This is a genomic window from Paenibacillus durus, assembly GCF_000756615.1.
Lineage (GTDB): Bacteria > Bacillota > Bacilli > Paenibacillales > Paenibacillaceae > Paenibacillus_AQ > Paenibacillus_AQ durus.
Genome location: NZ_CP009288.1, coordinates 2,416,094 through 2,432,877 on the forward strand (window position 1 = coordinate 2,416,094; position 16,784 = coordinate 2,432,877).

Consider the following 16,784-nt stretch of genomic DNA (forward strand, 5'->3'; position numbering starts at 1 on the left):
GAAAGGTGTGCGAGTATGAAACCAACGGATGATATCCAACCAGCATCCACTAGAGAGTCAGGCATGCCCCGTTCGGATATTGCTATAGTCGGAGTTGCATGCAGATTTCCCCAGGCAGATGATTACTTGTCGTACTGGAGTAATCTAATGAATGAGGTGGACTCCGTTCAAGAAATCACTTCTGACCGTTGGGATATTTCGCAGTTCTACTCACAGGACATTCATGATCTTAATAAAAGCATGAGTAAGTGGTGCGGCATACTTGATAATGTATATTCCTTTGATCACCGATTTTTTAACCTCTCGCCGCGTGAAGCAAGTAATATGGATCCACAGCAGAGAGTGCTTCTGGAGGTGGCGTGGCAATGCATAGAGGATTCGGGCATTCCTCTCCACTCATTGCAGAGACAGACCACTTCTGTCTATGCAGGCGTAATGACAGTAGACCATCGTCAGGAGGTCGTTAGTCCCGAACTGGAAACAGACAGTTATTCCTGCCTTGGAAATTATGAATGCATGCTGGCCAACCGTATTTCTTACACGCTGGACTTGCGTGGAGCCAGTGTATCGATTAATGCGGCCTGCGCGTCTTCTCTCGTTGCTGTGCATGAGGCCAAGCGTGCACTTCAACTGCATGAATGTAATTATGCGCTTGCTGCATGTGTCAATTTGAATTTGCACCCATGGAAATATATATCTTTCTCCAAGTCCCGTATGTTAAGTCCGGATGGCCGGTGCAAAACGTTCGACAAGGATGCAAACGGGTATGTACCGGGGGATGGCGCTGGTGTGTTAATACTCCAAAGACTGGAAGATGCTGTAATGGAAGGGAACCATATTTATGGTATTATAAAAGGTTCGGCATATAATCATGGCGGGAAAAGCGCATCCATCACAGCCCCGCGTATGGAAGCACAGCGTGACGTAATCATCGCTGCTTATCAAGATGCTGGAATTTCTCCGGATACGGTAACTTACGTAGAAGCCCACGGGACTGGCACTTCGCTAGGTGATCCTGTTGAAGTTGAAGCGCTTACTCAAGCGTTTCGCCACTTCACTTCCGCCACACAGTTCTGCAGGATTGGATCGGTCAAAACGAATATCGGCCATTTAGAAAGTGCTGCGGGTATGGCCGGAATCATCAAGGTAATCATGATGATGCAACATGGTAAAGTGCCTGGAAATCTTCACTTTAAAGAGCCGAATCCAATTATTGAATTTGAACAAACTCCGTTCATAGTGGCTTCGTGCTTGACGGAGTGGACAAGCCAAAAGGAAGGAATCCCTTTGAGGGCGGGCGTCAGTTCTTTCGGTTTCGGCGGGGTCAATTCCCATATTCTGCTTGAGCAATACGTGAATCGGGATGGAGAGTCGATGCGCTCAGGGTCTGCGCACAACGCACCGCTGTTTGTGCTTTCTGCAAAAAATCCCCAACAGTTGCGAGAACTAATTGCTTCCTGGAAAAAATTCTCCTTCACGGGTCAATTCAAATCACTCCCATTTAACGATATCTGTAAATCATTGCTTACAGGTAGATCGTCGTTTCCATATCGTTATGCGGTCACCGCAGCTAGCAAAGAACATTTAAGTGATTTGCTGCATGCCCAGACCGGCGTTCATCAAACGAAAGATGAGCCAAATTGGTTTTTGCGCATTGGGCATATTTCATTTAAGAGTTATGAAGATATGGCACGATATGTCCATGCGTTTCCACAGATTAAGATAACGATAGACACTGTATTCGAGGCAGCTGCTCTGGAAACTGATGAATTAAAGGCCCTTTATGAGGCATTTTACCGTGAGACTTGGGAAGGCCGATTCCGGAGTCTGTATTTGTTTATCGCAGGGTATGCGATAAACATGTGCTTGCTGGAAGCGGGTTTAAGCCCGCTGTGTATTACCGGAGAGCAGTCGGGCGTGTGGACTGCACTGGCCGTCAGCGGAATTGTGAGACCGGCTGATGTATGCACAGTACTTACCGGCCGGTGTGATGTCAAATCTATTTCGTTTACGCGTCCTACCATACGTTTTTATGATTCGCTCAATCATGTAATTATGCAACCATGGCTAATCAATGAATCATACGTTCGCTCTTTATTTGGTGTGGTGTACCATGCAAATCATTCTTTTTTTTCTACCGAGGATTTTCATAAGATCATTACCTTTCCTCTCTTAAAGGATCACAACGGGGTAGCTTATTACGTAAAGAAAGCACAATCACTTATCAATAGTCAGCACACGTTTAAAAAGTATATTGAAGAGTGGTCAGCTGAAACTCAAAAGATAACAAAGCTTAATCTTGTTGAATTGCTTCTTAATGAAAGGTTTATTGAGTCCTTTGCTGAGCTGAATACGTCCGACAAATCAATCGTTCTTACGGCTATAGCGAGTTCCCTTCGCAAATTGAACCGGAAATGGGATTTAAATGAAAAACATGTGCAGGAACAACGGTTTTGCGAATTATTGGATTTACTTGAAGATGAGGTTCTTCCGAAGGAAGCATTTATACAGCTCGTCGTTAATCCAGAAGCTGATTTTGCAGGTGCCGCAAAGTTGATGAATGAAAGACAGTACCGTGTCCGATCAGACAAAAGCTACAAGTTGCTTAGAGAGCTAAGCCACAAATTAGTTGAAATCAAGAACCCGCAGGATTGGATTAAAAAGTTGGCTGACACAACAACAGCGGATAGATTCGATCCAGCTCAACCGGACAAATTGGAGGTGGGTGTGTGTAACCCTTCATCTCCGGATGCGGTGAAGCTTACATTTCGGGAAGAAGCTGAGACTGAGCTGTGGAATGTACTTCGCCTTTTATGGTTGAAGGGGACGGACTTTCACTGGGACAAATGGTTCCCATCTGGAACGTTTCAAAGGGTTTCCTTGCCAACGACCCGTTTCGAATCTGTTCCGCTTCGTTTACATAAGGCAAAGAGCAATGATCACAGATGTATACATAATAGTATGTTGGTTTATTCAGGTGATTCAAGACCGCGACAGACGTTGCATCCGATGTTAGGATACAATCAATCCACGTTGGATGAACATAGATATCAGACTCTCTTTACCGGGACGGAATTTTTTCTGAATGATCATGTCGTAGGCGGCAACAGAACCTTACCGGGTGTTGCATATATGGAAATGGCTTTTGCCGCAGCCCATTTTGCCGGGATAGAGAAGATTAGCCGAATTTGCGATGTGGTATGGTCCAGTCCGCTTGCCTTGGAGGATGAACCCAAGGAAGTAAGTATTACATTATCCAAAGCAAGCGAAGGAATCCAGTTCTATGTATGGACAGGATTTGGAACCATTAATAAAGTTTTACATGGACAAGGAACAATAAACGGGAATCCATATTCCCCGGTTTCTAATCATAAACCAACGTATGCAGCTCCACTGGATATATGTGCTGCAAAGAAGAGATGTACGGACGATATAAAGGAAGTGTATGGAATACTTGAGCAGATGAATTTGTCATATGGCCCGTCTTTCCAGGTTATACGTGAATACAGCTATGGTGATACCGAGGCTATATCAAGGCTTGAGCTGCCCGCGATCTGCCGCAAGGATGCTTTGTTCTACAATCTTCACCCTTCTATGCTGGATGGTGCGCTTCAAACAGCTATACTTCTAAACGGCAAATTAACCGAATCTGCCGACTACTTGCCGTATTCCGCAGGTAGGGTGACCATCTTGGATCAAATACCCTACAGTGGGTTTGTTTATGTCAAACAAACCGATAAGAGACAAGGAAGTGTCCACTATCAGATTCAATTGCTGAATGATCTTGGACAACCCTGTATTGAAATGAAAGATTTTTCAGTACGGCAGGTACAAAGGAAACCACACAATTCTGGTGACCATTTGAAAAGGCTGTTGGATAAGCTGGAGGCGGGGGAAATTGAACCGGATGAAGTCAAAACATATGTGGAGGGCCTATGAATGAAGAGCAGACGTTAACGCTGGATCTGGATCATGTTCTTGAGATGGTGAAAACCCGAAAAATTTCGTCTGAGACCGCCTATCAGTTGATTCAGGAAATGCAGCGGCTGGATGGTGTGTCTTCGGAAAAAGGAAATATTCGTGAAACAGCATATTTCTATCCTTCCTGGGAACTAAAACCTTTGAAGCGGTCTGTTCCAGGCGTACAGAAAATCCTCCTGTTTGCTTCGGAATGGGGTGCCTTGCCCGGATTAAATGAGCATGAGTTGCAAGTTGTACGAGTTAGACCGGGAGATGACTTTTCGGAGACTGACAATCTGTGCTTTGAAATTAATCCTGCACATGAAGAAGACTATGCTCGAATGTTCAAGAGACTGTCTGAGATTGGCTTTTTGCCAAATTGCATAGTGCATTGCTGGACGGAAACGGGGTTTGCTGCAGAAGAGGATGCGTTGAACGGACAGCTTGAAAAGGGACTGTATTCTTTATATTTCATTTGTAAATTAATGGATGAATACGCAAGAGAACGGCCTGTGCAGTTATTATACGCTTACCGGTCTAATGATGAGGAGCAACCTCAATATGAAGGAATCAGCGGGTTCCTCCGCAGCATTCGATGGGAATATCCCCATTGGATATGCCGTACGATGGATGCAGGGGCGGACGCCGGAGATCTTTATTCGTTATGCTGTCAAGAGCTGGAAGCTGAGGATTGCGCGGTTGAATTACGCTATCGGGGCAGCAAGCGTTACGTAAAGCGATTGATCCAAATCAATGCAGTTGCAGATCAGCCCCATGGCTGGAGAGATCGAGGGGTTTACCTTATTACCGGAGGTATGGGCGGGCTTGGATTAAAGATTGCTGCGTATCTGGCCCGGACAGCACGGGGAATTGTTCTTGCAGGGCGCTCCAGCTTGAATGTGGATCAGCAAAAGCACCTGCATGAACTGGAACATCTGGGAACAGAAATATGTTATATCCAGTCGGATCTAACGAGACGTGAGGATACAGAGCGGCTAATTACTCAATGTAGGGAAAAATTCGGAGCGATTCATGGAATCATTCATGCTGCTGGCGTGCTTCGGGATGCTTTATTGCATAAAAAAACAAAGGCGGATATCGCTGCTGTCGTAAACCCAAAAATATACGGCACGGTATGGCTTGACGAGGCATCCCGCCATGAAAAGCTGGACTTTTTCATTGTCTTCTCTTCAGTCATGTCTGTTCTTGGAAATGCAGGCCAATGCGATTATGCGTTTGCCAATGGTTTTATGGACAGTTATTGTCGTCGCCGGGACCGTCTGAGCAGACAGGGAGAAAGAAACGGCCAATCCATCGCACTGAACTGGCCCTTGTGGACGGAAGGAGGCATGAGGGTTGATGAGCATACCCGTCTGTTTCTGGAGCAAACTTTGGGCATTAAACCTTTATCCGATTCAAGGGGGGTTCAGGCCTTTGAAGATGCAGCCGCGCTAAAGGAAAGCCAGCTTCTGGTGTTGGAGGGAACGGGGGCGGAATTTCAGCGGTTGTATGATAAGGTGTCAATCAAGCAAGCTGAGGCATTGTCTGTTCCCGCTGCACCGAAGCAGAGCATGGATGACCGGGAATTATTTATTCAAGCAGCACAGACCCTTGTAGCTATTGCGTCATCCATTCTGTATGTCGAAGAGGATCAGATTGACTTGGAGGCGGATAAAAGCGATTACGGGTTTGATTCAATCTCGACCACGGATTTCGTTAACCGCATTAACGCAACGTTTCAGATCGATTTGACGCCTCCTGTTGTTTTTGAGTACGCGACTCTAAGCTCTTTTACAACTTATTTAACTGAATTTTACGAGAAACAACTTACTGCATTTTATGGCATGGCAGGTAAGCTGGATAATGCTGAGTCAAATCGGAGTGAGGAAGTGCATACAGACCTTTTGCCTGATCTGGAAGAGGATGCGGATGTGGATGACCCTATTGCCATTATCGGCATCGCAGCCACAATGCCTCAATCAGACTGCCCAAGTGAGCTATGGAATAACCTTGCTTCGGGAGAGTCAATGATCTCGGAAATTCCGCGTGACCGGTGGGATTGGCAACAATATTTCGGTGACCCCCTGAAGGAGGCAAACAAGACGGATATAAGATGGGGCGGTTTTATGAAAGAAATTGATAAGTTCGATGCCCTCTTCTTTGGAATTTCGCCCCGCGAAGCGGAGATTATGGACCCCCGGCAGAGAATCTATTTACAAACGGTATGGCAAGCCATTGAGGATGCCGGTTATAAAGCTTCGGATCTCTCTGGCAGCAAAACGGGCATGTTCGTCGGAGTAGTAAGCTCAGACTACAACGACCTTATGAATGAATACGGAGTGAATGTAGAGGCGCAGACGGCGATGGGGGTTTTCCACTCGATTCTGGCGAACAGAATCTCCTATCTGTTGAATTTGCATGGGCCTAGTGAGCCTGTCGATACAGCATGCTCAGGTTCTCTGGTTGCGATCCATCGTGCTGTGGAATCCATCCGAAACGGTGATTGCGACATGGCCATTGCTGGGGGAATTAGCGTAATTGCCAGTCCTCATCTGTACATTGCGTTTAATAAGGCCGGCATGCTAAGTCCTGATGGCAGATGCAAAACGTTTGACAGCAAGGCCGATGGGTACGTACGAAGCGAAGGCAGCGGTGCTCTGGTACTTAAACCTCTATCCAAAGCCCAGGCAAGCGGCGACCATATTTACGGCGTTATTAAAGCAACGGCTATAAACCATGGCGGACATGCCAATACGCTGACTTCACCTAACCCGAATGCCCAGGCACAACTCATCATTGATGCTTGGAAGAAATCCGGTATTGATCCCAGAACGGTCAGCTATATTGAAGCCCATGGGACTGGAACACCCCTGGGCGATCCGATTGAGATTAATGGTTTGAAAAAAGCATTTGCGCAGCTATATAAGATGTGGGATGAACAGTTCGGGGCAGACTTGAATAATGTTTCTCAACCAGTCGAAAAACACTGTGCCATCGGTTCAGTCAAGACTTATATCGGTCATTTGGAGGCTGCATCCGGTATTGCGGGAGTTATGAATGTTCTGTTGAGCATGAAGCATAACAAGTTATTGCCCAATTTGCAGCTGAAAGAATTAAATCCCTATATTCAACTGGAGGGCAGCCCTTTTTATATTGTGAAGGACGCTCAGGAATGGAATCGGTCGAACAAAGATACTCCAAGATGCGCAGGTGTGAGTTCGTTTGGATTTGGGGGTGTCAATGCACATGTGGTTATTCAAGAATACATTGAACCTGAGTATTCGGCAGAATCGGCTTCCAGCTCCAATGTGATTGTACTGTCAGCCAAAAATGAAGAACGCCTGAAAAGCTATGCCGCTCATATCGCTGAATTTATAAACAGCTCGAATTCTGTGATGGCAGACATTTGTTTTACCCTGCAAACAGGCAGAGAAGCTATGGAGGAAAGGATTGCATTCACAGTATCAAATGCCAAGGAGGCAATGGAAAAGCTTGAACTTTTTGCCCTAGGTAATACAGATATACCCCGATTTTGCCAGGGACGGACAGTGAGGAGAAAATTAAAAGAAAACGGGCTTTCCGAAGGGGAAGACAACACCTTTGTTACTGATAATTTAATCCGCAGTCAAGAGCTTCAGGATCTGGCTCGATTATGGGTATCCGGTGTTGAAATCGACTGGATGCAGCTTTATGTCGGGAAACAGCCACAGAGAATATCGATGCCGACGTATCCATTCGTAAAAGAGCGCCACTGGCTGCAGGCTGCCAAGTACAAAGAGCTCGCTGAAGACAAAGAAGCTTATTTAACCCCAAATTTGTCATCTTTGCTTATAAATAAGTCAGACTTTACGAAGTATCAATATAGTTGCACATTCACAGGCAATGAGTTTTTCTTGACGGATCATCGGGTTAAAGGTCATAAGGTTTTGCCGGGAGTTGCTCATCTCGAACTGGTTAGAGAGGCTGTTAGACAAGCAGCTAACCTTGGTGTCAACGAACGTATCACCCTGCAACAGATTGTATGGATTAAACCCATTACAACCGGAGAAAGAGTGGAGCAGATCAAGATCCATCTGAAGCCGGACAACGATGGAACGATAGATTTTAAGGTTTGCTCTAGCAGAGCAGCGGAAGAAGGAAGTACAACGGTATTCAGTCAAGGACGTGCTGTTGTCGGCATGAATACCGAATCACTTCGGATCGATATTTCGGCTGTTCAGACCGGATGTAAACTTGGCATTTTAAAATCAGGCGAATGTTATGAAGCTTATCTCCACAAGGGCATGGACTATGGCCCCTCATTCAGAGGATTGGGAGAGATCTGCTTAGGGTCTAATCAGGTGCTTGCCAAATTGTCACTTCCTTCGGGTCTACGTGGTAAGGAAAGCGACTATGTATTGCATCCCAGTATAATGGATGCCGCATTCCAAGCTACGATTGGATTGTGGCTGAATTTGCCAGAGGGTTCTGAAGAGGTGAGTATGCAGAAGCCTTTGCTGCCGTTTTCTGTGAAAGAGATCATTATAGACGGCCCGTGTAAGCCTGATATGTGGGCGTACGTTCGTTTTAGTCAAGACGGGCCATCTGGCGGGAACAACCATATTTTTGATATTGATATTTGTGATCTTGCGGGTATGGTATCTGTACGACTTCGGGGTCTTCATTTCAAAAAAATGGACGCTAGGATGTCTTTCTCCTCAGTTAATGAGAATGACGGATACGAGACGCTATTACTTGCTCCTGTCTGGAGTGAGGTCTATATACGGAGGGTTAATCATGAGCGTGAACGTTTTAATCATAGAGTAGTTCAGGGGACATTGATTGCCGGGGGAACGGAGAAAGCGTTGAAATGGTTTAGCAAATATGATTCTAATGCGTTACCGCTGCATCTTTCGTCAGAAGATTCAATAGATTCGATTATCGGAAAAATGGAGAACATGCCTGATATTCATCATTTGGTATTATTGACCCCTTATACAGCAGACATTTCACCTAAGGTTGATTCAATGATTTTCAGCCAGGAATCCGGCGTTATCCTTATTTACAAGCTCATCAAGGCCCTTCTTCAACTCGGATACGGGAGCCGGAGACTGGAATGGACAGTCATTACGTTTAGGGCTCAATCTATATACAAGCACGATCCGATAGATCCGACTCACGTAGGCATACATGGACTCATTGGAGTCATGGCCAAAGAACAAAGTCATTGGGCAGTTCGGCAGGCAGATTTGGAGGAACTGGATGAATGTGCAATAGCAGATTTGTTGGCTCTGCCTGCGGATTCACTTGGATTTCCGTATGTAAACCGAAAGCGGGAATGGTACCGCCAACAATTGATCCAGGTTGATGATAAATCGAGGAGGCGTAAAGCGGCTTATCGGGAAGGAGGCGTGTATGTTGTTATAGGGGGTGCCGGAGGTATAGGTGAGGCCTGGAGCGAGTATATGATTCGCACATACAGGGCGCAAATCATATGGTTGGGCAGGCGTGAATGTGATTCCGACATACAAGCCCGGATCGACAGGCTTGGAAGAATCGGTCGGTCTCCCTGTTATTTCTCGGCTGACGCTACGGATCTGGAGGCTATGCGCCGTGTTTACCGGCAAATAAAACGGGATTTCGGAACGATACAGGGTGTAGTTCATTCAGCAATTGTTCTTCACGATAGCAGCTTAGCTCGAATGGACGAGGATTCATTTCGCAAGGCATTGGCGGTTAAGGTGGATGTATGCGTGAATATGGCTCAGCTATTTAGAGAGGACATCCTAGATTTCGTTCTGTTTTTTTCATCAATGAATACATTCATTAAATCTCCAGGGCAGGGGAATTATGTTGCAGGCTGCACGTTCAAGGATGCATTTGCACAGTACTTGGCTTCTCAATGGGATTGCCAGGTAAAAGTGATGAACTGGGGTTACTGGGGGAGTGTGGGGTCTGTAAGTTCTGATCGCTATCGGATTCGCATGGAAAAAGCAGGTCACGGCTCCATAGAAACGCCCGAAGCTATGGCCGCACTGGAAATTTTATTGGGAGGAACATTGGATCAATTGGCTCTTCTAAAGAGAAAGCCTTCTTTATATATCGATGGAATAAATGAAGAAGAAACGATCATAATCTACGAGGACAATTTGCCTTCTTTGATTCCGTAACACATATTACCAGATTAGGGAATAACCGGATACCAGGTAGGAGGAACCGTAAATGGATGAGCTGAACGAGCTACTTAGAAGATTGTTATGGAAACAATTGCATGTCGCTGGGCTGTTACCAGAGGATTGTCTTGATGCAATTAGCCCCGATGCTCCTGAGGAACTGAGTGATGGATTTTTGCGCTGGTGGCAGGAAAGCCTTCTATTTTTGGAGAGATCCGGTTATTTGACATTTGACGGAAAGATGTATTATCCGGTTCAGTCTCATCAAGACAGCCAGGATCAATTGTGGCAGGAGTGGGACAGAAAGCGGCTGTCATGGCTGGCTGACAAGACCATAGCGGCTTACACAGCCTTGCTTGATGTTACAATGCGTGCTTTGCCGGAAATCCTGAGAGGTAAGAAGCCGGCAACGGATGTGATCTTTCCACATTCTACTATGACCCTGGTAGAAGGCATATATAAAAATAATCCGGTCGCAGATTATTATAACGAAGTGTTAGCAGATACAGTGGTTGCCTGTCTGCACAAAAAAATTGAGCATGATCCCTCTGCACGGATTCGGATCATAGAAATTGGGGCAGGAACAGGTGGGACAAGCACGATGGTGTTCAACAGATTGAGATCTTATCAGCATCATATAGAGGAGTATTGCTTTACGGATTTATCCAAGGCTTTTCTTCACCATGCTGAGAAGGAGTATTGTCCCCAATATCCCTATCTCACTTGTGGGCTATTTGATTTGTCCAAGCCGTTGTCAGCCCAATCGATACGTGCAGGATCCTATGATATTGCCATTGCGACAAATGTATTGCATGCAACGAAAAACATTCGCCATGCACTTCGGAATACAAAAGCGGTACTTCGTCGCAATGGCGTTTTGCTTATCAATGAGATCACGGAAAATTCTTTGTTGAATCATCTCACCTTCGGATTGTTAGAGGGATGGTGGATGTACGAGGACACAGCACTTCGTATTCCGGGATGCCCTGCATTGTATCCGGAAATGTGGAAAAGTATCCTTGAATCCGAAGGATTTATATCTGTACAATTTCAGGCCAAGCATACGGAGTACACAGGGCAGGAAGTAATCGTTGCCGCCAGCGATGGTGTAATCCGTCAACGCCGTGAGGCTCCCCGTTCAAGGGCCGATGTATGTAATAAGGAGATTACTTATGAAACTCCAGTTACTTCATCCGTACAAGAAAATGATGTAAAGCAAACGATATTGACTGCATTGTGCGAATCATTGAAGGTCGCTGCCCATGTAATCGACAATGATGAAGCATTCTCTGACTACGGGGTCGATTCTATTATTGGCGTACAGCTCATACATACCATTAATGAAAGATTACACATTGAACTTCAGACGACAGACATATTTGATTATCCATGTGTGAATCAACTTGCTAGTTATATTTTACCGCTATATCAAGGAATATCCGGGAAGTTTCCGTTGACTGAACAAAGTCATCCGCTTAATCCTCATACCACTGGAGTACATGAGAAGTCACAAAGCCATACTGATGAAACGGAAAAGGCTCTGTCATTTCAAGAACACATATTAACAGGTAATAACATAGATGATATTGCCATCATTGGCCTAAGCGGTAGGTTTCCGCAGTCCGATAATGTTCAACAGTTATGGGATCATCTCGCAGGCGGCCATGATTTAATTCAGAAGGTTACCCGATGGACTCCCGAAGAGATTAAAGCTATTGAACACTGCAGTTATGGCGGATTTCTGGAAGAGATCGACCGGTTTGATCCGTTTTTTTTCAAAATTTCGGGGACCGAAGCGATGTATATGGACCCGCAGCAGCGATTTTTTCTTGAAGAATCATGGAAAACTCTGGAGAATGCCGGCTACGCCGGCTCCATTATTCAAGGACGTAAATGCGGTGTTTATGTAGGTTATTGCGGCGGTGACTATGACAAGCTTATTAGCGGGCAAGTGCCTCCCCAGGCCTTTTGGGGCAATGCCGCATCCATTGTTCCGGCCCGTGTTTCCTATTTCCTGAACTTGCAGGGTCCCGCTATCGCTGTGGATACGGCGTGCTCCAGTTCTTTGGTCGCTATCCATCTGGCCTGTCAAGCCTTACGGTCAGGGGAGGTGGAATTTGCCCTGGCGGGAGGGGTGTTCATCCAGTCTACACCGTATTTTTACATATCTTCCAGCCGAGCAGGCATGTTATCACCTACAGGCCGCTGCCATACGTTCGATGAACTTGCAGACGGATTTGTACCTGGTGAAGGCGTCGGCGTTGTCATGCTTAAGCGACTGAAGGAAGCGATTAGGGACAGGGACTATATCCATGGCGTGATACGTGGTACTTCTATCAATCAGGACGGTAGTACGAACGGCATTACTGCACCAAGCGCAGCTTCCCAAGAGAGGCTGGAGCGTCAGCTTTACGATGATTTCGGCATTCAGCCGGACCGTGTTCAAATGATTGAAGCCCATGGTACCGGTACGAAGTTAGGTGATCCCATTGAATTTGACGCATTAACCAGAAGCTTCCGTCATTATACGGACCGTAATAACTTTTGTGCGATCGGCTCGGTTAAAACGAACATTGGCCACACCATAGCAGCGGCGGGAATTGCTGGAGTCATCAAAGTGTTGTTATCGATGCGGTATAAAAAAATCCCCCCGTCTATTCATTATTCATCCGAAAATCCGAATATCCGCTTCAAAGATAGTCCGTTTTATGTGAACACGCAGTTAAAAAGTTGGGAAACCCGGTCGGGAGAAAGACGTTGCGCTCTCGTAAGTTCATTCGGATTTAGCGGCACGAATGCCCACCTTGCTATTGAAGAGGCCCCGGACATCCCTAAAATAAAGGCGGGGAAACCGGGATATATCATTGCTTTATCCGCTTATTCTCAAGAACAACTTAAAGAGCAGGCGAGACGTCTAGCAGAACATTATACTAGCGAGGACGAAATCGACTACGCTTGCGTAAGTTATACCTTACTGACCGGCAGAAAACATCTGGATCATCGAATGGCCTGTATAGTCAGCGATACTGACGATCTGGCGGTTTTGTTAAACCAGTGGCTGGTTACTGGAAAAGCTCCGCAGGTTTACGCATGTCTATCAGGCGATTCTGCAAACCGTGAACAATCCGCATTGAAACGCTACGGGAACGCATGCATTCAAGAAATTACTGGCTTTCAAAGCAGTTTCCGATACATGGAGAACCTGGCGACAATTGCAGAACTGTTTGTGAAAGGGTACGATCTGGACTACAATGAACTGTTTACAGACGGTGCGTATACTAGAGTACCATTGCCTACTTATCCTTTTGCACGTGAGAAGTATTGGCTGCCGGATTCCCGGGCAGCGGCAGGAAAAGCGACCGTGGAGACGACAGAGCAATCTAGTGATCCTGAAGCGGAATCCGCTAGCAGAATCGGTGTGTTGTTAAGCAAGCGATGGAAATCTTCTCCTGCCTCGTCTGCGCGTAAACGGATGGAAGGCGTGTTAATTTTGTCAACAGAGGCAACCGGAGGCATTGTACGGGAGCTTTCCAGGCTTTTGCCAGGAAGTGATGTTGTATTGCTGCAAGGAACCAACGTGACGGAGCAGAAGGTGAATTCATGGGACAAATACTCAGTACTGATTGATGTGGCAGGTTGTGAAGAAGAAGGGAGCAGACCTGCAGAACATATTGATTGGCTCTGGTTGCTGCAGCAGCTCATCGAAAAAGGAAGGAGGAACGAACTGCTGCTGCTTGGTGTAACCAAAGGATTGGAATCCTTTGAAAATGAACGTATTCGTATGTCAGGAGCAGAACGTGCCGGACTTTACCGGATGCTTCAAAATGAATACAGCCATGTTATTTCCCGGCATATGGATGCTGATCCATCCGCAAGCGATACGACACTTGCGCAACAAATTATTCAGGAAATACAGCATAAGGGTAAGGAAAATGAGGTCTCCTATCGTTGCGGACAGCGGTACAGTGCTTACCTGACCAAGATAGAGGATATCGCTATGCACAGACAAGAGCTGCCAGAGCTGCAATTTCCGGCGGAACATGTCCTCTTAATCACAGGCGGAACCCGAGGGCTTGGCTTATTGTGTGCCAGGCATGCAGTCAAACATTATGGTGTCAAACGGCTGGCTTTAGTTGGACGAACCGAGCTGCCGCCAAGGGAGAAGTGGGAGGCTTTTCAGGAGCAAGATAAGGAAACGGAGACAGAATGTAAAATACAGGCTGTCCTGGAACTGGAGGCACAGGGTGTGCAAGTACAGGTGCTTGCTTTCAACCTGACAGATGAGAGCAGTGTGATGCGGGGATTGGAGCATATCAGGCGAACATTAGGACCGATTGGTGGAGTGCTGCATGCTGCCGGCATAGCCGACAGAGATAATCCGGCTTTCGTGCGTAAGCCATTGGAGTCAATTCAGAGGATTCTGGCTCCTAAGATCACCGGTTCTTATGTGCTTCACCACTGTTTGCGTAAGGAGCCGCTGCAATGGTTTGTTCTATTCTCCTCTGTCGCCGGAGCCATGCCCGGCTTGGCTGCAGGACAGAGCGATTATGCCATGGCGAATGCTTATATGGATTATTTTGCACAAGCTGAATTTCGTGAAAGTCCGGTCCTTAGCATTCAGTGGCCAAATTGGAAAGAGACGGGCATGGGTGAAATCAAGAGCAAGGCTTATGAACAGTCCGGCCTGCTTGCAATGACTGATGAAGAAGGACTTTTGATGTTAGATTGGGTATTGACAATGAAGTATGGACCCGTCGTGCTCCCCGCTGTTGCATCGACGAATCAATGGGGGGCTTTGCCATCCGTTGGAGAGGGGGGCGCTCAGGAAAATTTCATGACAGCTTCTACGGAGGTATATCCAGCACAGGGACATGAAATCAGGGGGGAACTGGAGTTACGACTCCGTTCCATTTTTGCTGATGAGTTGAACATGAATCCGGCAAAAATCAATTTTGAATTGTCATTTGAGCATTTCGGAGTGGATTCCATTATGATTGCCCAATTGGCTTGCAGAATCGAACGTGAACTGGCGCTGCCGGCTCTGGATCCGTCGATCTTTCTCGAATACCCGACGTTGGGAAGGCTGACCGGTATTTTGATGGAGGACCATTCGAAGGCATTGGCGGCTGTGCTTCAAACTTCAGAGGAACCTAGAGCCGTTCAGAGAATCCCTGAATCGGACACTGAGGCTTCTAAGCAGCAATTGGATCGAAGCCTGGTGTCTGCAGTACGTAATTCAAAGCCAAAAGTCGCTATCATCGGAATAGCCTGCCACTTTCCAGACGCGCCCAATACAGATTGTTTTTGGTATAACTTGAAAGCGGGAAAAGACAGTGTCCGTGAAGTTCCATATACCCGTTGGGACTGGCAAAAGCACTATGATCCTCTAGGCGTTGCAGGAAAAAGTATCAGCAAATGGGGAGCTTTTCTGGAAAAAATCGAAGACTTTGATCCTGATTATTTCCAGATAGACGAAGAACTGGCGGTTCAGCTTGACCCGCTTCAGAGGCAATGGCTTGAAGTAAGTGCTGAAGCATTGGCCGATGCGGGTTATGGAAAGGAACAATTGGAGAACGAACAGGTGGGGGTCTTTGCAGGGGCAAGAACGAGCCATTTTGCCAGAAAGGTGGGACAGAGCAGAAAGAGCACAATTATTGGAACAGGGCAAAACTTTATTACAGCTCATTTAGCTCATCTTTATAATTTCAAAGGACCGAATGTCGTAGTGGATACGGCATGTTCCAGCTCTTTGACAGCAGTACATTTGGCTGTAAGAAGTATCCAAAACGGTGAATCAGATCTGGCTCTTGCCGGAGGAGTTGAAATATTGCTCGACGAAACCCCTTATCTTTCTCTGAGCGCAGCTAAGGTACTCTCGCCTGACGGCAAATGCAAAAGCTTTGATGCTGCAGCTGACGGAATAGGCATTGGAGAGGGCTGCGGTGTACTGGTTTTGAAATCGCTGGAAAGAGCAGTAAGAGAAAAAGATAAAATTTATGGTGTTATCGATGGATCAGCCATTAACAATGACGGTCAGACAATGGGTGTCACCACTCCTAATCCGCAAGCACAGCAGGCACTGCTTGAGCAGGCGATCGCGGATGCCAACATTGATCCGGGGACAATCAGCTATATTGAAGCGCATGGAACCGGTACGGTGATTGGTGATCCGATCGAGCTTAAGGCACTCACACAAGTGCTTGGTAAATATACGCAAGAGCGCGGGATATGCGGGATTGGCAGCGTAAAAAGCAATACTGGCCATCTTCTCAGTGCTGCGGGAGCAGCAAGCATGATTAAGGTGCTGTTGTGTATGATTCACGGTGAATTAATTCCTACCATAAACTGCCCACATCCTAATCCGCGTTTCCGTTTTGAAGAAAGTCCACTTTTTCTGGTTCAGCAAGGCCGGACTTGGACCGCACCTGCCGTGCTAAGGGCAGGGATCAGTACCTTCGGATTAGGGGGGAATAATGCTCATATCATCGTGAGCAATGAAGGGGTTCCAGCGTTTTTGAAAGCAACTTTAGAGCCCAGGTCAAGCCGCATCCAATGGAACAGAAGACGATACTGGCCAGATGCAGGGACAGAAGGCTTAGATGCAGCGGTGGAAATCCAAAGACGAGAGCAGATGATGGCTTTTTTCAAACCGTTAAAGATGCAGTAAAGGGG

At 46.5% G+C, this 16,784-nt stretch carries 3 protein-coding genes; all 3 read left to right on the plus strand.

Features of this window, described 5'->3' with window-relative positions; all coding sequences use genetic code 11:
- Window positions 1-63: 63 nt before the first annotated feature.
- Genes PDUR_RS10805 through PDUR_RS10815 form a run of 3 tightly spaced genes read left to right on the plus strand, consistent with a single transcriptional unit; the run spans window position 64 to window position 16,779 of the window.
- Window positions 64-3,939 (plus strand): type I polyketide synthase, encoded by a 3,876-nt coding sequence (locus tag PDUR_RS10805; protein WP_233277561.1) that lies wholly within the window; start codon window positions 64-66, stop codon window positions 3,937-3,939.
- Window positions 3,936-10,109, plus strand: coding sequence for a type I polyketide synthase (locus PDUR_RS27255; protein ID WP_052410165.1), 6,174 nt, complete (start codon window positions 3,936-3,938; stop codon window positions 10,107-10,109). Before PDUR_RS10805 ends, PDUR_RS27255 begins: the two co-directional genes overlap by 4 nt.
- 52 nt (window positions 10,110-10,161) lie before the next feature.
- Window positions 10,162-16,779: a beta-ketoacyl synthase N-terminal-like domain-containing protein gene (locus tag PDUR_RS10815; protein WP_052410166.1), complete on the plus strand. Its 6,618-nt coding sequence runs from the start codon at window positions 10,162-10,164 to the stop codon at window positions 16,777-16,779.
- Window positions 16,780-16,784 lie beyond the last annotated feature (5 nt).